The sequence below is a fragment of the Bacillus sp. A01H genome (genome assembly GCF_045277205.1).
Lineage (GTDB): Bacteria > Bacillota > Bacilli > Bacillales > Bacillaceae_G > Bacillus_A > Bacillus_A paranthracis.
Genome location: NZ_CP117702.1, coordinates 3,881,895 through 3,901,700, shown reverse-complemented (window position 1 = coordinate 3,901,700; position 19,806 = coordinate 3,881,895). Strand labels below are relative to the sequence as shown.

Annotated in this window: 37 protein-coding genes and 2 pseudogenes; 34 read left to right on the top strand and 5 right to left on the bottom strand. The window is 33.7% G+C overall.

What is annotated here, in order from left to right; all coding sequences use genetic code 11:
- Positions 1-118: 118 nt before the first annotated feature.
- On the bottom strand, positions 119-1,249 hold the full coding sequence (locus PSR14_RS20530; RefSeq protein ID WP_098487754.1) for a site-specific integrase: 1,131 nt from the start codon (positions 1,247-1,249) through the stop codon (positions 119-121).
- Between the two features lie 228 nt (positions 1,250-1,477).
- Here PSR14_RS20530 and PSR14_RS20525 point away from each other — a divergent pair, with 228 nt between their 5' ends.
- The 3 genes from PSR14_RS20525 (at position 1,478) to PSR14_RS20515 (ending at position 2,927) form a co-directional block, all read left to right on the top strand.
- Positions 1,478-2,380: an ATP-binding protein gene (locus tag PSR14_RS20525; protein WP_098487755.1), complete on the top strand. Its 903-nt coding sequence runs from the start codon at positions 1,478-1,480 to the stop codon at positions 2,378-2,380.
- The gene (locus PSR14_RS20520; protein ID WP_098487756.1) at positions 2,371-2,676 is read left to right on the top strand and encodes an STAS-like domain-containing protein; all 306 of its coding nucleotides are present in this window, start codon (positions 2,371-2,373) and stop codon (positions 2,674-2,676) included. Before PSR14_RS20525 ends, PSR14_RS20520 begins: the two co-directional genes overlap by 10 nt.
- 113 nt (positions 2,677-2,789) lie before the next feature.
- Complete coding sequence (locus tag PSR14_RS20515; RefSeq protein ID WP_169509528.1) at positions 2,790-2,927, top strand: hypothetical protein; 138 nt, start codon at positions 2,790-2,792, stop codon at positions 2,925-2,927.
- Between the two features lie 89 nt (positions 2,928-3,016).
- On the opposite strand, the gene PSR14_RS20510 is transcribed toward PSR14_RS20515, so the two are convergent.
- Complete coding sequence (locus PSR14_RS20510) at positions 3,017-3,361, bottom strand: helix-turn-helix domain-containing protein (protein WP_098487757.1); 345 nt, start codon at positions 3,359-3,361, stop codon at positions 3,017-3,019.
- Positions 3,362-3,798: 437 nt separating this feature from the next.
- Here PSR14_RS20510 and PSR14_RS20505 point away from each other — a divergent pair, with 437 nt between their 5' ends.
- The 3 genes from PSR14_RS20505 (at position 3,799) to PSR14_RS20495 (ending at position 5,405) form a co-directional block, all read left to right on the top strand.
- Positions 3,799-4,944: an AimR family lysis-lysogeny pheromone receptor gene (locus tag PSR14_RS20505; protein WP_098487758.1), complete on the top strand. Its 1,146-nt coding sequence runs from the start codon at positions 3,799-3,801 to the stop codon at positions 4,942-4,944.
- A gap of 1 nt (position 4,945) precedes the next feature.
- Positions 4,946-5,080: a hypothetical protein gene (locus PSR14_RS20500; protein WP_016718377.1), complete on the top strand. Its 135-nt coding sequence runs from the start codon at positions 4,946-4,948 to the stop codon at positions 5,078-5,080.
- Positions 5,081-5,222: 142 nt separating this feature from the next.
- On the top strand, positions 5,223-5,405 hold the full coding sequence (locus PSR14_RS20495; protein WP_098487759.1) for a hypothetical protein: 183 nt from the start codon (positions 5,223-5,225) through the stop codon (positions 5,403-5,405).
- Here PSR14_RS20495 and PSR14_RS20490 read toward each other — a convergent pair.
- The gene (locus PSR14_RS20490; RefSeq protein WP_001021268.1) at positions 5,402-5,758 is read right to left on the bottom strand and encodes a helix-turn-helix domain-containing protein; all 357 of its coding nucleotides are present in this window, start codon (positions 5,756-5,758) and stop codon (positions 5,402-5,404) included. The two genes, PSR14_RS20495 and PSR14_RS20490, sit on opposite strands and share 4 nt — an antisense overlap.
- Positions 5,759-5,926: 168 nt before the next feature.
- Here PSR14_RS20490 and PSR14_RS20485 point away from each other — a divergent pair, with 168 nt between their 5' ends.
- The 14 genes and pseudogenes from PSR14_RS20485 to PSR14_RS20420 all read left to right on the top strand — a co-directional run bounded on the left by PSR14_RS20485 (position 5,927) and on the right by PSR14_RS20420 (position 11,205).
- Positions 5,927-6,121 (top strand): helix-turn-helix domain-containing protein, encoded by a 195-nt coding sequence (locus PSR14_RS20485; RefSeq protein ID WP_000935436.1) that lies wholly within the window; start codon positions 5,927-5,929, stop codon positions 6,119-6,121.
- A gap of 107 nt (positions 6,122-6,228) precedes the next feature.
- Entirely contained in the window at positions 6,229-6,429 is a 201-nt protein-coding gene (locus tag PSR14_RS20480) for a helix-turn-helix domain-containing protein (RefSeq protein ID WP_000284331.1), read from the top strand.
- Positions 6,430-6,486: 57 nt separating this feature from the next.
- Positions 6,487-6,651, top strand: coding sequence for a hypothetical protein (locus PSR14_RS20475; RefSeq protein WP_044821776.1), 165 nt, complete (start codon positions 6,487-6,489; stop codon positions 6,649-6,651).
- A gap of 29 nt (positions 6,652-6,680) precedes the next feature.
- Positions 6,681-6,866, top strand: a complete 186-nt coding sequence (locus PSR14_RS20470; protein WP_098487760.1) for a hypothetical protein — start codon at positions 6,681-6,683, stop codon at positions 6,864-6,866.
- Positions 6,863-7,194, top strand: a pseudogene (locus PSR14_RS20465) (DNA replication protein DnaD); the annotation flags it as partial. The gene PSR14_RS20470 and the pseudogene PSR14_RS20465, both read left to right, overlap by 4 nt.
- Positions 7,195-7,839: pseudogene (locus PSR14_RS20460) on the top strand (DnaD domain-containing protein); the annotation flags it as partial. It lies immediately after the preceding pseudogene.
- The gene (locus tag PSR14_RS20455; RefSeq protein WP_098487762.1) at positions 7,808-8,611 is read left to right on the top strand and encodes an ATP-binding protein; all 804 of its coding nucleotides are present in this window, start codon (positions 7,808-7,810) and stop codon (positions 8,609-8,611) included. The pseudogene PSR14_RS20460 and the gene PSR14_RS20455, both read left to right, overlap by 32 nt.
- A 15-nt stretch (positions 8,612-8,626) precedes the next feature.
- Positions 8,627-8,821, top strand: coding sequence for a hypothetical protein (locus PSR14_RS20450; RefSeq protein WP_098487763.1), 195 nt, complete (start codon positions 8,627-8,629; stop codon positions 8,819-8,821).
- A 25-nt stretch (positions 8,822-8,846) separates the two neighbouring features.
- The gene (locus PSR14_RS20445) at positions 8,847-9,020 is read left to right on the top strand and encodes a DUF3954 domain-containing protein (RefSeq protein WP_000805161.1); all 174 of its coding nucleotides are present in this window, start codon (positions 8,847-8,849) and stop codon (positions 9,018-9,020) included.
- Positions 9,021-9,034: 14 nt separating this feature from the next.
- Entirely contained in the window at positions 9,035-9,289 is a 255-nt protein-coding gene (locus PSR14_RS20440; protein ID WP_098487764.1) for a hypothetical protein, read from the top strand.
- A 12-nt stretch (positions 9,290-9,301) separates the two neighbouring features.
- Positions 9,302-9,721 (top strand): hypothetical protein, encoded by a 420-nt coding sequence (locus PSR14_RS20435; RefSeq protein WP_000885278.1) that lies wholly within the window; start codon positions 9,302-9,304, stop codon positions 9,719-9,721.
- Between the two features lie 15 nt (positions 9,722-9,736).
- Positions 9,737-10,219: a nucleoside triphosphate pyrophosphohydrolase family protein gene (locus PSR14_RS20430; RefSeq protein ID WP_073516225.1), complete on the top strand. Its 483-nt coding sequence runs from the start codon at positions 9,737-9,739 to the stop codon at positions 10,217-10,219.
- A gap of 37 nt (positions 10,220-10,256) precedes the next feature.
- Positions 10,257-10,505, top strand: a complete 249-nt coding sequence (locus tag PSR14_RS20425) for a hypothetical protein (RefSeq protein ID WP_098487765.1) — start codon at positions 10,257-10,259, stop codon at positions 10,503-10,505.
- A gap of 328 nt (positions 10,506-10,833) precedes the next feature.
- Positions 10,834-11,205: a hypothetical protein gene (locus PSR14_RS20420; RefSeq protein WP_169509245.1), complete on the top strand. Its 372-nt coding sequence runs from the start codon at positions 10,834-10,836 to the stop codon at positions 11,203-11,205.
- Between the two features lie 839 nt (positions 11,206-12,044).
- Here the strand turns inward: PSR14_RS20420 and PSR14_RS20415 are convergent.
- Positions 12,045-12,443, bottom strand: coding sequence for a helix-turn-helix domain-containing protein (locus PSR14_RS20415; protein WP_098486937.1), 399 nt, complete (start codon positions 12,441-12,443; stop codon positions 12,045-12,047).
- A 788-nt stretch (positions 12,444-13,231) separates the two neighbouring features.
- Here PSR14_RS20415 and PSR14_RS20410 point away from each other — a divergent pair.
- The 8 genes from PSR14_RS20410 to PSR14_RS20375 all read left to right on the top strand — a co-directional run bounded on the left by PSR14_RS20410 (position 13,232) and on the right by PSR14_RS20375 (position 16,132).
- On the top strand, positions 13,232-13,582 hold the full coding sequence (locus PSR14_RS20410; protein ID WP_098486938.1) for a hypothetical protein: 351 nt from the start codon (positions 13,232-13,234) through the stop codon (positions 13,580-13,582).
- Positions 13,583-13,592: 10 nt separating this feature from the next.
- Positions 13,593-13,715 (top strand): DUF3983 domain-containing protein, encoded by a 123-nt coding sequence (locus tag PSR14_RS20405; protein ID WP_098486939.1) that lies wholly within the window; start codon positions 13,593-13,595, stop codon positions 13,713-13,715.
- Positions 13,716-13,742: 27 nt separating this feature from the next.
- On the top strand, positions 13,743-13,901 hold the full coding sequence (locus tag PSR14_RS20400) for a hypothetical protein (RefSeq protein WP_160310373.1): 159 nt from the start codon (positions 13,743-13,745) through the stop codon (positions 13,899-13,901).
- Between the two features lie 102 nt (positions 13,902-14,003).
- A complete protein-coding gene (locus PSR14_RS20395) occupies positions 14,004-14,165 on the top strand; it encodes a hypothetical protein (protein ID WP_098486940.1) in 162 nt (53 codons plus the stop codon).
- A gap of 27 nt (positions 14,166-14,192) precedes the next feature.
- The gene (locus tag PSR14_RS20390; protein WP_000166202.1) at positions 14,193-14,675 is read left to right on the top strand and encodes an ArpU family phage packaging/lysis transcriptional regulator; all 483 of its coding nucleotides are present in this window, start codon (positions 14,193-14,195) and stop codon (positions 14,673-14,675) included.
- Positions 14,675-15,217: a site-specific integrase gene (locus PSR14_RS20385; RefSeq protein ID WP_001012162.1), complete on the top strand. Its 543-nt coding sequence runs from the start codon at positions 14,675-14,677 to the stop codon at positions 15,215-15,217. Before PSR14_RS20390 ends, PSR14_RS20385 begins: the two co-directional genes overlap by 1 nt.
- A gap of 205 nt (positions 15,218-15,422) precedes the next feature.
- Positions 15,423-15,647 carry a hypothetical protein gene (locus PSR14_RS20380; protein WP_098486941.1) on the top strand — a complete coding sequence of 75 codons (225 nt, stop codon included), beginning with the start codon at positions 15,423-15,425 and terminating at the stop codon, positions 15,645-15,647.
- A gap of 260 nt (positions 15,648-15,907) precedes the next feature.
- Entirely contained in the window at positions 15,908-16,132 is a 225-nt protein-coding gene (locus PSR14_RS20375) for a hypothetical protein (protein ID WP_098486942.1), read from the top strand.
- Positions 16,133-16,403: 271 nt separating this feature from the next.
- Here PSR14_RS20375 and PSR14_RS20370 read toward each other — a convergent pair whose 3' ends face one another.
- The gene (locus tag PSR14_RS20370) at positions 16,404-16,793 is read right to left on the bottom strand and encodes a hypothetical protein (protein ID WP_098486943.1); all 390 of its coding nucleotides are present in this window, start codon (positions 16,791-16,793) and stop codon (positions 16,404-16,406) included.
- A 507-nt stretch (positions 16,794-17,300) separates the two neighbouring features.
- Between PSR14_RS20370 and PSR14_RS20365 the strand changes: the two genes are divergently transcribed.
- The 6 genes from PSR14_RS20365 (at position 17,301) to PSR14_RS20340 (ending at position 19,645) form a co-directional block, all read left to right on the top strand.
- Positions 17,301-17,657: a hypothetical protein gene (locus tag PSR14_RS20365; protein ID WP_098486944.1), complete on the top strand. Its 357-nt coding sequence runs from the start codon at positions 17,301-17,303 to the stop codon at positions 17,655-17,657.
- A 476-nt stretch (positions 17,658-18,133) separates the two neighbouring features.
- Entirely contained in the window at positions 18,134-18,349 is a 216-nt protein-coding gene (locus PSR14_RS20360; protein ID WP_098486945.1) for a hypothetical protein, read from the top strand.
- 181 nt (positions 18,350-18,530) lie between these two features.
- Positions 18,531-18,683, top strand: coding sequence for a hypothetical protein (locus PSR14_RS20355; RefSeq protein ID WP_169509247.1), 153 nt, complete (start codon positions 18,531-18,533; stop codon positions 18,681-18,683).
- Positions 18,680-18,892: a hypothetical protein gene (locus PSR14_RS20350; protein WP_098486946.1), complete on the top strand. Its 213-nt coding sequence runs from the start codon at positions 18,680-18,682 to the stop codon at positions 18,890-18,892. The genes PSR14_RS20355 and PSR14_RS20350 overlap by 4 nt, the downstream gene beginning before the upstream one ends.
- Before the next feature lie 131 nt (positions 18,893-19,023).
- Positions 19,024-19,278, top strand: coding sequence for a hypothetical protein (locus tag PSR14_RS20345; protein WP_098486947.1), 255 nt, complete (start codon positions 19,024-19,026; stop codon positions 19,276-19,278).
- On the top strand, positions 19,268-19,645 hold the full coding sequence (locus PSR14_RS20340; RefSeq protein ID WP_098486948.1) for an HNH endonuclease: 378 nt from the start codon (positions 19,268-19,270) through the stop codon (positions 19,643-19,645). Before PSR14_RS20345 ends, PSR14_RS20340 begins: the two co-directional genes overlap by 11 nt.
- Positions 19,646-19,806: the final 161 nt, after the last annotated feature.

The following is a 19,806-nucleotide window of genomic DNA, read 5'->3' as shown; positions in this document are numbered from 1 at the left end:
GATGTAGCATCTTTTTGAAAAACGTGATACTCTATATATTATTTACTATGATGACTTCATTATAGTGTAAAGAAAAAACTTACACTATAAATGCATTATATCACTTATACCGCAGGGTTTAACCATCTTGTTTTTCCTCATTGACCACTTTTTGACCACTATGACCACTTTTCAGTACATTTCCTAGCATTTCAGTTACTTCAATTTGACGCTCTTCATAAACATCAGTATAAATATTTAAAGTTGTAGAAACATTTGTATGACCAAGCAATTTTGAAACAACCTTTGCATTTGCGCCAGAATCGATTAAAATAGTTGTAAACGTTCTTCGGATATCGTGGAATCTAATATACGGTACGTCAATTGCTTCGCACAAAGCTTTCATTTGGTAGCGTATCGTATATGGATGCACGATTTTTTTATTTCTTGTGCAAATTAATAAGTCGAAAGAATTCTCCTTCTTATGACTTTGATATTCTAACAACTCTTCCATTAATTCTTCCGTCATGGGAATTATACGATTAGATGCTTCAGTTTTTGTCTCACCTAATTCATACTTACCATCAACAAGCGTTAATGTTCTTTGTACATGAATTGTCTTGTTTTTGAAATTAATATCGTCCCACTGTAAAGCTAATACTTCTCCGATCCGCATGCCTGTATGCAAAGCTAAAACAAACGCAATATAGTAGCTTCCTTGTATTTTTGCATACTCCATAAACTTCATGGCTTGTTCAACTGTCCAACTAGCTTGCGACTTCTTTTTAACTTTAGGCCGCTTTGCTTTCTTAGCGGGATTAGAGTTAATCATTTCTAACTCTACGCCTTTATCGAGGATTTGTTTTAACATAACATCAACCGATGAAATGTATTTCGTTGTTAGACCCTCTTTAAGTAGCTTCTGATGAAAATTATGCACGGTCAGAGGTTTTATATCTGATAACCTCTTCTCGCCGAATTCAGGCATTACACGTGAGCGTAGAATGCGTTTGTATTGATACAATGTTGATGGTCTACATGATGATTCTTTCTCTTGCATCCAGATTTCTACGAGCTGAGAAAAGCGAATATCACTATTCTCATAATCTCCATTTGCTAAATCATTTGTTACCCTAGCCACTTCTTCTTGAGCAGCTTTCTTTGTTTTAAAACCACCTTTAGTGATTTGTTTTCGTTTCCCTGTGAGTGGGTCTTTGCCGACATCCATAGTAAAAGACCACTTCTCACCGCGTTTACGAAAGTATGCCATGATTTTCACCTCGTCATAATCGTTTTCTAGATACAAGCTGTGATATGTGGTAGTGGTATAAAAATGATAGCATGTTAGCGTATTTTTTGTAAAAGGTATAATTTGATGTTTATTAAGCCATATATTTCATTTATTTGTTCCAATATTCGACAAAAAAGCTATAATAGAGAAAGACATAAAATACATATTACTATGTATAAGATATAGAAGATGGGTGGGTTACGAGGTATGGAAGTAATGGTTCCACAGCGCTTTAATCGCAGTACAATGTATGAATTGTTAGAAGCAATAATTGATGAAGATTTAAAACCTAAAGCTGAAGAAATTACATTTAATTTCCGAAAACTAAAATTTATTGAGCCTGCTGGTGTAACTATACTGGGAAATTTATTTGAGTGGTTAAATAAAAATGGTGTTACATGCGACAAAATATTGCCAAGAAGTATAGATGGTAGGGATGCCGTTAGGTATTTGGATGATTCTTTATTTTTTGAGCAATACTTTGGAGAAAAATTAAGAGAACAAGCAGGTTTGAGGCCTACAACCATCCCGTTAAACTTGGTGTCATATGCAAACAGTTATCAATTCTTACGCGGTAGGTTCGCTTTTTGGCTTGCAAATAGATTAGATGTAACTGTTGAATCTGTTAAAAATATAACGGTTTCCATGGAAGAAATTTTCAATAATATTAGGGATCATGCGCAAGAAAATACAGGGTGTATTTTCGCGCAACACTACCCGAATAAAGATGGCGAAAACACAGTACATATCACTATTTCTGACTTCGGTGTCGGTATTCCACATAATATACAAAAGGAATATCCTTCAATGGATGATGGAGAAGCTCTAAATATGGCGATTACAGCGGGATTTTCTACAAGAAGTACCCCAAGAAACAGAGGGGTTGGTTTAGCTACATTAGTTGATAATGTTGTTAAAGATCTTGGTGGTGAAGTGTATATCCACTCTAACCATGGTATACTAACTTGTAAAGCAGGAAACAATGACAGTGATGTAGAATATAATGTATCACCATCATATTATCCAGGTACTTTAATTCAAATAAAATTAAAGGCCGATAATATAGAAAATATAATATCAGATGAGGAGGACTTCGGCGAATGGGATTAATTAATGTTTTAGATCATGTAGAACGATGCTATTCAAATGACGACGGACAAATCATTCAAGATTTAATCAGACACAGTTTTAAACAAAATGAGAAAGTGGTTGTGTCATTCAAAGGAGTAACAGCATTAAATTCATCTTTTGTTAATACTGCGTTTATCGAATTGTTAAATGATTATGAATTTTCTTTCATAAAGGCGCACTTAGGTTTTTCTAACTCAACAGCCCAAATTAATAAAATGATAAAAAGTAGATTTAATTTTGAGGTAAATGAAAGAAAAAATTTATTAAGCGTTTAAGCTTATTCGAATAATAAAAGGAGCCAACTTCGGCTCTTTTTATTTTGTCCAATTTACAGTTGCAAAAAAGGTAAGCTACAATATCCATATATAAAATGAAGGAGGGAAAAAGAATGGGAGAATTCACAAAAGATCCAGGCGGTGGTGGCTGGAGACATAATCAAGAGCCGGGCATAGGATGGAAAGTAATTTCTGATCCAGGTGGCGGAGGTGGAAGTCCTTTATCTTATGATCCAGGAACAGGAAAATAAAAAAGAGAGCATAATGCTCTCTTTTTTATTTGGTAAAAATATGTTAATTTTTACCGTTGCGATTGGAAAAGATTTCTTCTAAAATCAAATCATAACAACTCTTTTTTTTCGTTTAAGAACTGCGTGTAAAATTTGAGTTGTTTACAGAACTGTTCTCGTTGGGGTTCATCCAGGCCTGCGAAAACCGTTTGAATTTCATCGAGAACATCTTCTAATTGCTTTTCACTTGTCGTGAATTTTCGGCCCATGAGTGCATCGACAGAGATATCAAAGAATGACGCGATACGATCTAGTGAATCTAAATCGGGCTCATTGAAATTTGTTTCTAGATTACTGATTTGACTTCGGCTCAATTGAACTTTATCGCCAAATTCGGCTTGTGTTAAAGAACGATTATTTCTAAACTTTTTTAAATTTTCTCCAAATGTATTCATGCCTTTATTATAAATAAGGCATAATTTTTAGACTATACAAACCAAATAATTTGGCGTAATTAATAAGAAAGCTTAATTATTTGGTTTATATTAAAAAAACAACTAGAACAAATGTTCTTGTGATGGTAAAATATTCTTAGTGAAAAATAGAATTTTTGAAAAAAACTTTCTCAACATGATTTGACCACAATCAGAACGAACATTCTAAATCTTATGATAAACTGAATTTAGTGAAAGAATGAATAAAAAAAGACCCACGGTGTTATAGATGTGAGGCCACACAACTATAACATTTAACCCTAGCCTAGATAGGGAAAGTTTCCATGAGTCAGTACATAGTATAGCATACTTCATAAGTATAAAGAAAATTATGATTCATTTTCCTATTGAGAAAAAAGGGATATGTTTTGGGTTCTGATTTGGGAGGGAATTTTAGAATGAAGAGCTTTATTAAGAACTTACAGGAGCATATCAATTATCTTAAGTTGGATATTGGTACATTAGCAAAAAAAGCAGAGATTGATAGAACTAATCTTAATAGGATTTTAAATGGGAAAATTAAAGAAATGAAGTTAGAGTCATTCTTATTAATTGCTCCCGACTTGTATCCAAATTGGACAGAACGTAGAAAGAAAATTAGAGAATTTATATTGCTTTGCGAGAGTGATTTAAACATAAAAAAGGCACTGTCTTACTGCCAAACAGCCGGTGAGTATCAACTAATGAAAAAATTAATAAAAAAACATATTAGCAGCGATAAAAAAGGGAAAATAAACAAATATCTACATTTGTATGATTTATACAATCAAAGAAATTTGAACAAGTTAGAAGGAGAAGAATTAAAAAGGAAATTAGATGAATTACCATACTCTAAAAATGTTGACTATCAAATAATAGTAGACATGTTACATGGGTTTGCGCTGTATGATAGTAGTAATTTCATGGCTATGGTCCCGTATTCTAAAAAGATCGATCAAAACTTACCATTAGTAGAGAATGCATTTATAAAAAAACATTTGGATTTGCAACATAATGATCGTAAGTCTCATATTAATTTGTTTAGTAATAAAACAAAAGAATGCAGGGACATTTGTAATAGTATAATAAAATCTGCCCCAGAAGATTCAGTTATAAAGGCTAAAGCGTTGAGTTGCTTAGGGGAGTCATTTATATTTGAAAATCCTTTTCAGGCAGAAACGTACTTTTTGGAAAGCCTAAAGTTAATAAAAAAATTAGGTATTACTACTTATAGTAAAATGTATCGTGCAGTTCATAGCACATTAGCTTTTTTGCGAATTGAGTATGGAATAAATGTAGATAAAATAGATTGGGATTTTGTAGGAGAAGCGGAAAAAGCTTTCTTTGATGCTAAATTTGGTTCAGGAGTTAAAGCTAGAGCTTATTTTGAAGACTTAAAAAGACAAGGAAAAACTTTGTCTGCATTTAAATTATATTATTTATTTTTTGTAGATAGAAATGATATAATGGTTCTCAAAGAGGCTTTAGAAAAATTCGCTAATAATGGGAATGTATTCTATTCGAATTTGGTAACACGTCTTTTAATTAAAGAGGGAGTGAAGTAGGTTGAAAAAAATTATTCTTACAATGGTATGTGTTTTAGGACTACTAGGAGCAGTTGAACAAAACAAAGATACTTCACAAGCACATTCAAGTAAAGCGGAAACTACATATCTAATGGTTGATCCAGGAACTCATTAAAAATTTATAAATTATTTTTCAAGACGCTACTATTAAGTAGCGTCTTGAGTGCTTTTTAAGGGGTATGCATTTTTGAAAAACGTTACAAAAATGCACAGTTTGTTAAAAAAATCACATAATTATTGGGATGGAGGAGTTCGTATTGTTAGTAAGTAGTGAAGAAAAAATAAAATCCATGATTAAATATTTATTAGGGGATAAAGTCTCAGAAAATGACACTCTTCATGCTTTGAAAGAAATACATAAACAAGGATTCATTACTGATAATGAATTAAGGGAAGTCATGCAGCAAATGGAACCAAAAAAAGGACTAGCCTCATGCTAATCCTTTTTTTCTTGTTTTAACATTCTTTGGATAGCTACTTCTAAAAGCGCTTTGACGCTTTCGATCTCCTCAGGAGACAGCTTTCTTCCATCCCAATGCAATTCATCACTTTCAAATATTTCTTTTATGTTATTGCTACTTTTAATGGAATTATCGCTTTTCCCGAATAAGTAATCAATGGGAACATTGAAGAAATCAGCTAATTTTTCAATGTTCTCGCGTGAGGGGATTTTTGTCCCTTTTTCATATTTGGAAATAGTTTGCTTGCTGACACCGATATTTTCGCCTATTTTTTCTTGTGTTAGTCTTCGTTCTTTTCTTAACTCGAATATTCTCTCCCCTATGATATTCATCTATAACATCCTTTCGCGCTACTTGTAAAAAAGTATCTAGTTTAAATGTAACAATGAGTAGCCCTAATGGCAACGTAAAAATAAAAAATAAATTTTTTAAAATAAAAAGTTGCCTTTAGGGCTACTTTTGGTTATACTAAGTTTAGAAGTTGAAGGTGGTGACTTAAAATGCTAAATACACAACGAATTAAATCTCTAAGACAAAAAAATGGTTATTCTTTAGAATACGTTTCAAAGGCTTTAGGTCTGAAATTCAAACGTTCTTATCATAACGTTGAAAAAGGAGAATCAGGATTATCGGTAGAGAAATTAAAAAAACTTTCGGAACTTTATGGTGTATCGATTAGTGATCTAATAAAGTGAGAGAGATTTTTTTTACAACCCAAGTCGCCCTATAGACTACAAATGAGGGCGACGCTATAAGATAGTGTATCCATATTTAAACTAAAAAATGATTGGAGTGAAAAAACATGTACCAAATTAAACAACTACCATTTTCACTGAAAGCAGATGATGTACAGGAGTTCTTAAATATTTCTCGATCAGCCGCATACGCACTCATGAAGAGAGAGGATTTCCCAACAATCGTAATTGGAAAAAGCAAACGCGTTAAAGCGGAAGATTTTCTTAAATGGGTAGAAGCACAAAAGGTGGGGACAAATGCTAGTTAAAACAGAATTTCAGATTTGTAACAAAATTATCGTTTGATAAATAAGGGAGGTGATTTAGTGGAAGATACAACATCGTTAGTAGTATTCGCAATGTTTATCGCATGCAGTGTATTGTTGCTTTACATTACTTACGAACCAATAAAACGATGGGCTTGGAGTGACGTAGAACAAAATAAAAAGACCCATGGCAGTGGGTCCTTTAAGAAAAAACAATTGTTATAAGTATATCACGGAAAGTAGGGAAATAGTACATGGATTTAATCGAATATCAAGTGCTATTACCTAATAAATTTTGGGACTTAGCAGAGAGCAACGATGAATTAAAGAAGATGATCGAACAGTATTTTAAAAATGGTTATCCGCATTACAAAATAAAGAAAATTATTAGAAGTGGCGAATCGCACATAGCGATTTGTGAAAGGAAGTGGCTGATTTGAACAACGTAGTTTTACAAATAGGACAGATGAACTTCCGTGGAAATGTCATAGATCATGGTTGGTTTAAAACACTCACACTAGATAATGGAAAACCAAATATGGTTGCGATTTCCATATTAGGAGAGGTTGTTTATTGGTACAAACCTACAGAAGTAAGAGATGAGCATTCAAATAATGTGAGATATAAACAAAAGTTTAAAGCGGATACGCTTCAAAAGAGTTATCAGCAATTTGCAGATTCATTTGGTTTTACAAAAAGACAAGTAAAAGATGCATGTGATTACTTGAAGGACAGAAGGTTAGTCCGTATCGAGTTTCGTACGGTATTCAGCAATTTGCAGATTCATTTGGTTTTACAAAAAGACAAGTAAAAGATGCATGTGATTACTTGAAGGACAGAAGGTTAGTCCGTATCGAGTTTCGTACGGTATTTGTAAATGGAACTAGATGTAACAATGTAATGTTTATAGAGCCCATTCCTGAAGAAATACAAAAAATATCAATTTTATATTGGGAGAATGGCACCCCTCCTACATTAGAACGTAAGAGGGTATTACAACCAAATGTATCACCCTCTTACGATAAAACGGAAGAGCCTCCTACATTTAAACGTAAGACAAATACAGAGATTACTACAAAGAATACTACAGAGAATGTAAGTAGTAGTAGCATCTTCTCTTTCTACGAAAATAATTTCGGGATTTTAAATTCGTTCATAGCCGAAAATATTTCACAATGGGTAAACGATACAAGCGAAGAACTTGTACAAGCAGCTATGGAGCGTGCTTTGAAACAGCAGAAGAAATGGAATTATGCTGAGGGCATTTTAAAACAGTGGGTTAACAATAATGTGAAGACTTTAAAGGATGTGGATGCTTTAGAAACGGAATATCAACGAAATAAAGGAGTGAAAAAACGTGTCGGAATCAATCGGAAGAGTGATGACTCGGATAGTGAATACATCGGCTTGTAGTAAAGAAACGGAAGGGTATACATGCGAATATTGTAATAAATATATCGCAGCAATCACTGTAGAAGTTCCGCAATTACGTATTAAAAACAAAATACTTCCTACATGTGAGTGTATTGTAGAACGTGAAGAAGCAAAAATACGTGAAGCTCAAAACTTTGCTAAGAAGAGAGAAATAGAAAAGTTGTTTAGCATTAGTAACTTAGGAGAAAGGTTCTCCAAAAGTACATTTGAATCGTTTCTAGATAGAAACGGATCAGAGACAGCTTATAAAGTTGCAGTGAAATACGTAAAGACGTTTAAAGAATGGAACGGGGAATCGTTAATGCTTTGGGGAGAACCTGGTAATGGTAAAACACACCTAGCAGCCGCGATTGTAAATGAACTTTCTAAAAAAGGATACATCGTAGTATTTCAAAGTGTTCCAGAATTATTACAACGTATTCGAAGTACGTTTAACAGCGAAAACAAAGAAAATGAAACACAAATTATGAGAGCACTTTTAGAATGCGACTTACTTATATTAGATGATATTGGAGCGGAAAAAACTACGGAATGGGTAGAAGAAAAATTGTTCAATATCATTGATGGTCGGTATAGAAAAGAACTTCCTACTCTGTATACGAGTAATTTAGAACCCAAAGAATTAAAAAATCAAGTTGGCAAACGTTCATATGACCGAATGGTTGAAACAAGTCTAACTGTAAAAAATGAAGCGGCTAGTTATAGAAGAGAGATAGCGAAACAACGTTTACAAAGGTTTATTGAAGTATAAAAGGAGGAAATAAAGATGTGCGCATTATGTCATGATACAGGGATTATTCGTAAAGAAACTTATCCGGGTGTAATTGAAACGAACGGTTGTAATTGTGAAGTAGCAATTCAGCAACAAGTAGAAAATGATAAGCGTTGGCAAGCGTGGTTAATAAAATTTGAGTCAATGAAACAAGACTTACAACGTAATCATCAACAAAAAGTTAGCTAACAAGAAAAAGGAGGATTTCAGTCGTATGAAGCCTACGAAAATTGAAATCGATGTTACTGATAATAAAATTTATGTGGTTAAAAATGGTGAGGTTACTCCACTGAATCCTCCAGTAACAGGGTTTGGGGAACAAGTAATCACTTGGCAAGGTGGGAAAGTTGATCGTGTATCAACTACCATCACAGAAAAAATAAAATAACTGGGGATGCGATTATGAAGCAATTAACTATTGATGATGTTATGGGTAGTTTCAACTATGACGCAATAAGTACCAGTGAAAAGTTTTTGAATCCAAGCTACGAAGTGCATTTTTACGATAAAGAGGAACGGAAAAAGATGGATTGTTTTGATGCTAAAACTGAAGTTGAAGCTTGGAATGCAGCTATAGAAGAGCACGGGAAAGGTATTCAGAAGATTAGGATAACTAATTCAAAACGTACTAGAGCCGAATTTCTGGAACTAGATTAGGAGGGGAAATTGATGGCTTTCAATCGATGGTTAACTGATGAGGAATATCAGCAAGCAGAAGCAAATGGTATTAGTAGAAGGGTTCTTTACATGAGAATGTACAGGTACGGTTGGGACTTACAAGAAGCTTTGACTACACCACCGAGAACATATTGGCATATGAACGAAGGTAAATACAATAAATGGTTAAAATTAGCGACGGAAAACGGAATTAATTCAAGCACCTTTTACAGTAGGGTAAATAACGGTTGGGATCCTAAAGATGCTGCAAGTATTCCAACCCGCAAACAAACTGATAGGAAGGAGCTTGTTAAGATTGCTGAATCAAACGGCATAAGCGCTAGTACTTTCAGGTCTAGATTGAGTTATGGATGGGACCCGATAAAAGCAGCGACAACACCAGCTAAGTCTAAAAATAAAAATATTAGTTAAGAGGAGTAGATGAAAATGAAAGTTATTGAAAATGGTGTATTGGAAGCAACTAAATTAATTAATGAAGCAAGAAAAGGTGAACAGGTTATAAAAGAAGCTACGGTTTTACAGATTGCAAGTATTTTATCAATCGGGGAATTAAACGATTATCAAGAAGCGACATTACGTACTTGGAATAACAAAACTGATTTTGGAGGACGTGTTTCAAATGCAGCTTTAGGACTTACAGGAGAAGCTGGTGAAGTTGCCGATATTGTAAAAAAAGCAATTTATCATGGTCATGGATTTCAACCATCGCATGGCCCAGGAGAAGAGGATGGAAATACTCATAAGTTAGCCTTAGAGCTAGGGGACATTATGTATTATGTAGCAATTATGGCGCACGAATTAGGATATACGTTACAAGATATTGCTGAAATGAATATCGCAAAATTGGCTAAGAGATATCCGGACGGATTTAGTCGAGAAGCAAGTCAAGCACGTGTCGATGTGAAGTAAGACCAAATTTGAATTTTATTAAGAAATGGGGGATATCATGCGAGAAGAAGTTAAATGGTTCGCTGAACAGATGGAAAGTAAATTACAAGAAAATGACCATAAAGGCGGTTGGCAAGATTGTGATTGCTATTGGCTTCTAAAAAGAGCAAGAGAAGAGTGTCTGGAATTATTGTGTGAATTGGATGCTTATAGAGACTTAGGTTTGAATGAAGAAGAAATTATTAAAGAATGTTCAGATGTTGCCAATTTCATGATGATGATTGCTGATAAGGTGCGTAAAAACTAAACAAAAGCGTTATTTGAATAGAAAATGGCAGCTGAAAATTCAAGGATAAATCAGCTGCCAATAAAGTAGTTATTAAATCTTATTATTAAGCTTTTAATTTGGATTTTTGCTCTTATTTCGAGAAGAAATTATACCGAAAATAGCACCAGACATTGCACCGATTAAAGTTGGTAAGAGTATACTCCATACTGCAAAAGACATAATTAGACCTCCTAATAATAAAATGTTGTAACTATGCATTTTATTATATCGCAATTTAAGGATTTAATGTTAGAAAATCTTGGGAAATCAAACAAAATAGTTATTTGGGAGAAAGGGCGGATGAAAAATGAATTATGTAGCATTTGATGTTTTGTTAGGAAAAGTATTAACAGAAATTAAGAAAGATGTTCCGGATGAGCTAACATTCTATACTTCCGATGGTGAAGTTTACAAAATGTACCACGAGCAAGAGTGCTGTGAGGGAGTTGGAATTGAAGAAATTATTGGAGATTTAGATGATCTTATCGGTTCACCTATAACTATGGCGGAAGAAGTTAATCAAGATGGACCAGATAACGATTGGGGAAGTAGTGCATGGACGTTTTATAAATTAGCAACAATCAAGGGATATGTAACATTACGTTGGTTAGGTGAATCAAACGGATATTATTCTGAATCGGTTGATTTTGTGCAGCTAGAAAACGAAGATGAAATTTAAACAAAATTCTTATTTAATAATAAAAGAGTGCATATATAAATGCACTCTTAGAAAGATAAGTGAATGTATCATGAAATAAAAATAACTCAAAAAAATTGTAATCAGATTTTTATGAGTAAATTTTTAATATTGTATGTTTTGTTGTGATCTATGGAGCCTGTCACTAAAAAAAATAAAGAGCGCACAGGAAAGCGCTCTTTGACCAAGATTAAAATTGAAAAGTATCAGCAATTAAATCATATGTAAGTTTTCAATTTATGTGCAAGTTTAAATCAAATCTTTATTTAAAAGAATTCAGCCCCTAACGGTGCGCTGCTAGGAGCTGAATCTTGAGAACTTTTATTAAAATTACATGAGGTTGATAAGTGAAGGTAACTATCGATCTCTCGAATTATAGCACTAAGTTAATTTAATTTATAACTCGATATTTAAATTCAACAATATATAATGTTCATCAATCGAATATTGTGTTCAATATTAAAAAGAAATTAGCTTTTGAAAATGTGTTTGTAACGAATGCGGTGACGATCTACACGAATGTGATTGTGAAGATATATAAAATCGTTATTTGAAAGTAAATAAAAAAGAGCACACATATAAGTGTGCTTTTAGCCTAAAAGGTGTGAACGTATGGACTGGAATGCCCTACACAATAATATACGTTTGTCTCATTAAAAGGTGAAAAGATTTTTATAAAAACGCTATTTAGCGTGTAAATGGAAGGGAATTTCGGAAAGTGCCCTTTTGTAACAGCTATGCACTCCAAAAAGAAAGGATGCAATATATCATATGAAGTTATGTTTGTTTAATTGTGTGTGGGTTGTATAAAAATTTCATTTTCAGAACTTGAGCATAGTTTTATCGAGAATCCACTTTCCTTCAATTTTTTTAGCAGGTAATTTGCCGGCAACGCACATATTTCGTATTGTTTGAGAGGAACGTCCTAAAAATTTAGCAGTTTCCTCCACACCTATAATGTTTTTAAGTGAAGTAAAAGAATCGTATGAAGTATTACTATTTTCCTCAGGGATTGTATTTATATAAGGTTCTAAAAAAATTTCACCAGGTGCCATAATCCAAACGGAAGGCCATGTATTATCAGAGCCAGAAATAGACTTTAAAGCTAATGTGGCAGTTTCTAATGTTTTATGATAACTGAGTATAGAAGTATAATTTCCAACCAACATGTAAAAATCAGTATTGTTAGTGAAAATCTTTTGTTGTTTAAAGTCGGACATTACCGATAACTCCTTTTTCAAAGGGATTGTATTTCTTATGTTTGCTAAATAAATGTGGTTTATTCCAATCAAAGTTGAGCAAGCTTTAAAAACCATAAAGTGAAAGCTAATTTGATTAAATCATAGGGTAATAAAAGAGCGTTGGAATTATATTTAAGAGGAATAACCTTATAAATATTCCATATAACGATTATGGAAATTGGAACTATATATTAACCATAAAAAAATAACTTGGTAGGAAATCGCAAAAATAAAACGAGCACTTGTGCCAGAGTGCCCGCTTATGAAACCTTAAACCATTTATCCATGTTTATGTGTGTGAGCCATGAACATAGAATAGTTGGGCAAGTAAGGATTCAAGATAGTATATGTACGTTCAATAAAATGGTTCGTTAAACCAAAAAAGAGCAGGTAGCAAAAGCTAACTGCTTAAACAAAAGGATGACTGAAATGACAAAATCAATTTAAGGAGGTATTTACAGTATGCGCATGAATCCGTTTTTTATACAAGGAAACCGTGAAAAATGGTTTTTAAAACCAAATAAAGCGAGTTGGTTTTAAAAAAGATAGATGGATAGAAATTAAGAGGTCAAAAATGAAAAACAAACCTATTTAAGAAGGTATTGGCGAACTACTGAATGAGTTGGAAATTATGAATTGTTAGGTGTGACTGTATCGAATCCAGTAGAGATAGGTGGTTGTGTGAATTAATGTACGGCACAGCACAGTGATTTTATAATTTAAAATCCGAACAAAATAATCCTTTTAATAGAATGTGAGGTTACAAGATGAAGAGTAAAGAACGGTTTGGTCTTATAGCAATTGTTGTAATAATATTGCTTTCAATTGTTTTTGAAGTGATTAATTATACGCATGTAACAACAGTTAAAGGTGAAGTAATCGATAAATATACAAAGAGAAGTAACGATCAAGATAAATTTTATATTGTTGTAAAACAAGAAGATAGTTCAGAAAAGGTAATTGTAAATAAAGATAGTGTGTTTATGTTGAAATTCGATTCAGCAGATGTCCAAGCGAAAGTTAATACTGGAGAGAAATATGAATTTAAACTACGCGGTTATAGGGTGCCGGTGTTATCGATGTTTCCGAATGTAGATACGATCCAAAATAGAAAGTGAGGTTAGCAGAATGAAACCTTTGAAGAAAAGAAAAGTAAGAAAAGCTATCGCTCGTCGTACAAAATCAGTAGAAAAGTATCGAGTAGAAAAAGCTTGGAGGAATATTTTTGTACAAGCTGGTATAGTGAAATAAAAGAGATTTGAGGAGATGAATTGTTTTATGAGGAAGCAAAGATGGAAAGCAATTATGACAGCCCAAGGTTATCCTAAGGAACAAATTAATGTAAAGAAGAAAGAACGAAAAGAACTAACAATAACAAGTTTGACACAAGACGAAGTAAATAATTTAAATAAGCAATGGGGATTCTTATCTAAATAATTTAGTCCGGCTAGAAAACTAGAGGACACCAATTCTTTAAAGCAGCAATTACAGCTGTTTTAGGAATAGGTGTCCTTTTATTTTGAAAAGGGAGATGGGGAAATGAAGGTGCTAAGAGATCAGTTACGTGAGTGGGAAAAGCAATCCAAACAAGCAAAGAAGAAAAAACGAAAAGAGAAATTAAGTACTCGTGATATTGAAGATTTAATGGGGATTCGTGGACCGCGATATGAACGCAGACGTGGAGCATTAAGACAAAAGTAATTTAAAAATAAAAAGGAGTGGTCTTACATGACTAAACAATTATCTTTCTTGCCCAAAATCGATAGAGTAGCAACGCAGAAAAAATTAGAAGGTGTTCTGGAAAGCGTACGTTTATATAGACAATTTGGAATGATGCGTGAAGAAATGAAAGTCACTCCTTCTTATGAAATTAGATATCACGGACCTACAAATGATGTGGGAAAGCCATTAGAAGATGTAGCGATGGCTAATATACAGCAAAGTAAACGAGAAGAGTGGATTAAGCAAACATCATTTCGCATTGACCAGTTTCTTAGTCGTTTAGGAAATGGGCGTGCTGGAAAGGACCAAAGAAACATTATTATTAAGCGTTATTTAGAAGATGAAGATGTATGCGATTATATGGTGTATAACGAACTTGGCATGAGTGAGCGTACTTATCGACGAGTTAAGGCTAGAGTGTTTTATAAACTTGCTTTTGCTCTTAGATTAGAAGTGTATGAGACTGAAGAAACTGGAGGTAATGAATAATGAATTTTGTTCAGCCGATACGTGATCCAGAGCAAATACAGCAGTTAAAAGAATATTTTAAGGAAAAGAGTTTACGTAATTACATTCTCTTTATTATGGGAATCAATACAGGCCTGAGAATCTCGGATATTTTGAAACTGAAGGTAGGAGATGTTAAAGGCAGCCATATATCCATGAGGGAAAAGAAAACGGGGAAGCAGAAACGAATACAAATTACTGCATCTCTTAAAAGGGAGCTTAAATGGTTTATTGAAGAAAGAGAAGATCATGAGTATTTATTACAAAGTAGACAGGGGAAGAATCGTCCTATTGGGCGCAGCATGGCATATAAGATATTAAGTGGAGCAGCGGCAGAGTTTGGTTTAGATGAAATAGGGACACATACGCTGAGAAAGACATACGGGTATCATATGTACATGCAAACAAAAAACATAGCATTACTCATGGAGATATTCAATCACTCGTCAGAGAAGGTCACATTACGTTATATAGGGGTAAATCAAGATGCAATGGATAAAGCAATGACTAGATTTAAAATCTAAGCATTGCTTTTTCTTTTTGAATCTATACAGTTACTCATAAATTCCATACTGTGTAACTCAAAAGGGAAGGTTTAATTAAGTCAATGATATCAAGGGATTTGGCGAATGGGTCAGTTACACACAATATAAGATAGGGGTAATTCAAACACATAAAATTGTCCTCTTACGTATACAAGTTATATATAATAAAGGAGAGGTGAAGCGAATGGTGTGTGAAGAACTGTTACAAGCATTAGTTCAATTTCAAATGCAGCAGAGAGGACGACCTAACACATTAAGGTTAAACCCAGATTATTATAGAATGATACTTGAACAACTGGCATATCCAGAATGGTTAATGCAAAAGAAAATCATGAATTTGGAACAAACATTTTTAGGAGTTTCAGTAGAATTAACAAATGAAATTAAAACGTTTGAAATAAGAGAATAAAAGGTGGCAGAGTCGTAACCGTTTTTTGGCAGGAAAAGTGTCGGTTGTTTTGGAAGAAACGTGTTATATTTGTATGGTGAGAAGTGGCGGAAAACACGACTCATAAAATTTCTTTATATTATATTTTTTCTAAACGGTTCATCAGGCGGGCATCTAAAATCCGAAACCAGCTTTCGATGGTACAAGATTGAATGTAGCCGTTGAAGTGAAAAAGCATCCATAACGGATGCTTTTCCTATTTTATGAGGAGGCGAAGAAATATGTTTTTCAAAAGAAAGAAAAGGAAGGGACAGAAAGTGAAGCGAGGACATGTAAAAAGAAATAGCGATCGTACGACAAACGATATGTTGTTTCATCATACATTGATATCAAATATAATTAGTTCGAATTCAGATTATGGAAGCTATGACAATGATAGTCGTTCATCTTCTTGTACTTCACATGATTTAGGAAGTTCATTTGATTGTTCGTCAAGTTTTGGTTAAGTAGCCGAATGGCTTTGTTTTATTTTGAAGGAATAATAAAACAAAGCCAGTTAACCTAAAAGGTAACCAGCTTTGTTTGTAAGTTGTTGTTATAAACACAATATGCTTTGCCACTATAGACAAGAACACCATCAGGATATTTATACTATAACATAATGAGTAACATAAGATGATTTAAAATATGTCCTTTGATAAAAGTAAGATGAAGAGAAAAGCGTAGTGAAAGAATATAAAACCGAACACCAGTAACAAAACATAACAATTCAGCTTGTTATGTTTTGTTACTGGTGGCGCCTGTGATGGAGATAATTGTAAAAATGAGGTATAGTAATAGGAACATTACTATAGGGTTCATAAAAGAATCAAACGCAAAGCTTGCGTTTGGTAGAATATAAAATAAAAATTCAACCGTAAGAAAACCAGCGTTCATAGCCGAAAGAATTAAGGTAATGCTAAAAAGTTTGAAAAATCTTTGAAAAAATAAGAATCCGAGCAGGATTGCTGCTGCAGATATTCCAATTGGAATTAATACATACAAATTTTTAGCTAAGTTCCAGTTAGTAGGTGAAGCTGCAGAAGTCCCGCTAAACCATCTATAAAGAGTATATATTAATCCCATAAGATTTCCAATCAAGTTGCAAATATATACGTAAGACTTCATTATAAATCACCTACTTATGTTCGTAAGAAATTGTTTTGTTTTCGCAAAATATAATCGTTTCAAAAAACAAAAAATGTAGCATAAAGGACATGGCTTTGAAAAATGTTCTTTAACAAAGAGAGAGTGAAAAAATGTTAATACGCTAACGCATGATTTATTATTAGGAGATGTAAAACGGTATGTATGCAATGAATCGAGAAAACACATATTATGGATGAAGGAATGGAGAATGCGAATACGGTACAATGTGTGGTAGGTAATTTTGATGACTTGAGAGTATGCATTCTTCACCCTTCATGAAGAAATAATATGTCTAGGATGAAATATATTTGTCACATTGTTTAAACAGTGAGATATAGTTAATGGAAGGAGCATGTGCAAATCATATTTTTTTCATCCACTCTTACTATTTACTGATTTTTGGTTTTTAATACCAAAGTGGTGAATATAAATTAGTAAACACCCATTTGGGTGTTTTTTGATAGGGAAAAGATAAGGGGGAGAGGGATGAGTAACGTTGATATAGATTTACAAAAAAAGGTCGATGCGCTCGGTCTTCATGTTGTGGATGATGTAGTTTATAACGAGCATCTTAAAGCATATGAGCAAGTTGGGATCGATGTAACGCACCTTACATATTATAAGTGGTATGGAAAATGTTTCGTTCCATATTCAAAAGATTATTTACTCAGTTCAACAATGAAAGAGCTATTAAAAAGGGATAACGAAAAATATAAACAATACAATTACCCTTTTTTTACTCGATTAAAGGGAAGGATGGATGTATGGATATTGAAGGGAAAACTGAAATTGTTAGGAGAATTAGCAAAGTGGGGATGGAAACAATCAAAGGATGGAGAGTGATGGAATAACAAAAGAAACAAGTGGCGTATTTTTTACGAGGAATTATACAGTATGTTCTCCATCCTTCAGGGAGAAATAAAATGACTAAGGAGAAGAACAAACGTATTTGGCTATCTAATCGGTAGGTAGTACATGAACCAAAGGGGGTTCATACGAAAATAATATCGTCTGTTCTTCTTCCATTCTTAATATCGGCTATTTATTGGTTTTATATACCAATAAATAGCTGAAAAAAAAGAGACGTATATAAACGTCTCCTTTGTACAGTTATACAAAAAGTCAGGGAATATCGGATATGGTATTACATTCTGTATTTGGTAACGTATATCTCTATTGTTTGATTTTTTTATTAGAATTCTAATTTGTCTATCCACTAAAGGATGGAACGAACAAACGAAAAAAGAAGTGTTTCACAAGGTTGAGTTTTTGTGTAGCAAATTGTCTGTTTTTAATGCGGAAAGAAAAGGGGGGAGAAGATGAAACTAACAAAGCTTGAAAATGCGGTAATTATTGGTGCATTTATAACGGCGCTAGGTAAGGAAGAACTTGATTTCTGTACAGATGAATTTTCATTAGAACATTTAGAGCTAGAACTGGAAGAAATATTGGACGATTGTACACTCAAACAGATAATGGCGGCTGGAAGAAGTGGAATGAATAAAATGATTCAGGAGTTATTAGAAGAAAGTTGATGGTTATATATCAGTGAAAAAGTACAGAACCAAATAATAGAAGCGTAAGTTCAATGGCAGTGGTGGTTATTCAACTTCCTGTTCGTCACATTCAGCGTATGATTCAGGAAGTTCATGTAGAGGAGATTGGTAGTAAAACAAAAAGCATCCATTCGGGTGCTTTATTTTGGAGGGAGGAAGGATGGATAATCAATGCGAGCACGAGTGGACTAATATTTGTATTCCGGGTGATGATGGCATTTATGTAGCTTGTCCAAAATGCAAATCTGTAGATGTAGAAGAAACGAGGAGATTATCTAGAGCGTTAATTAGAAAGAAGGCGGAGAGAGAATGAAATTAAATAAACAAGAACAAGCGGTTGCTATTGGTACATTCATTTCAATGTTAGGACAAGACCTTGTAAATGAACATATCGATAAACAGAAATTAGAAAGTGCAATTCCTATCTTTAACGAGTTGGAAGATAACACTACACCAAAGGAAAAGAGAGAAGCGATGATCAGTTTGCTTGATAAGACAATGGATGAATTCTTAAAGCAATAGCCATAAAAAAGGAAAAGCAACTCGCATGGGGGCGAATCACTTTTCCTGATGGCAATGTTAATTTTATTATAGCAATTTGTATTTATTTGTAAATATATAATCGGAATATTCTTTCTAAAGGAGTGAGACAGATGCAAGTCTACTGTTTCAACTGTAGTAAAGATTACAATATGCAACCGAAAGTAGCACAGCTTCCTAACCGTATTGAGAAGTGTTACTTTACCTGTCCTCATTGTGGCCATGAGCATGTTGCTGCATATGTGAACGATAAGATTCGTAAACATCAAGCTGACATTGCAAAGTGTCATGAGCGTATTAACAAGAGGAACCTAGACATCGAAGGTGAAATGAAACGGTTGAGGAAGAGGATGGAAGGTGCCAAGTAAACCATTCAAGCCGTGTAAGTCGTTAGGTTGCAATGAACTGACACGGGATAAGTATTGCGCTAAACATATCGAAAAGGAAAAAGAAACAGTAAGATATTATGACAAGCATATTCGAAACAAAAGCTCACGTTCATTCTATAACTCAAAGCCATGGAGAGTTATGCGTGAGTTTATTTATCGTAGAGATCATGGTCTATGTGTTCAATGTAGAAGTAATGGCATCATTAAGATAGGTGATGTAGTCGATCACATCATACCTATTCGAGTGGATTGGTTAAAACGATTAGAACCATCTAATTTACAAACACTTTGTCATGCTTGTCATAACAAGAAAACAAAAGAAGACGAGAAGAAATACAGAAGATAACTAAAAAGGAAGGGAAGCAAGCCTACCAGTATATCACGCTAGATAAACGGGAAGAGGCCCTAGAATGAGTCTAGGGCCTCCAGGATACTTGTTTAGGGAAACTGCATGTAACTTACAAGTTACAAATATAAGGATAACATTGAATCTATATAAAAACACGG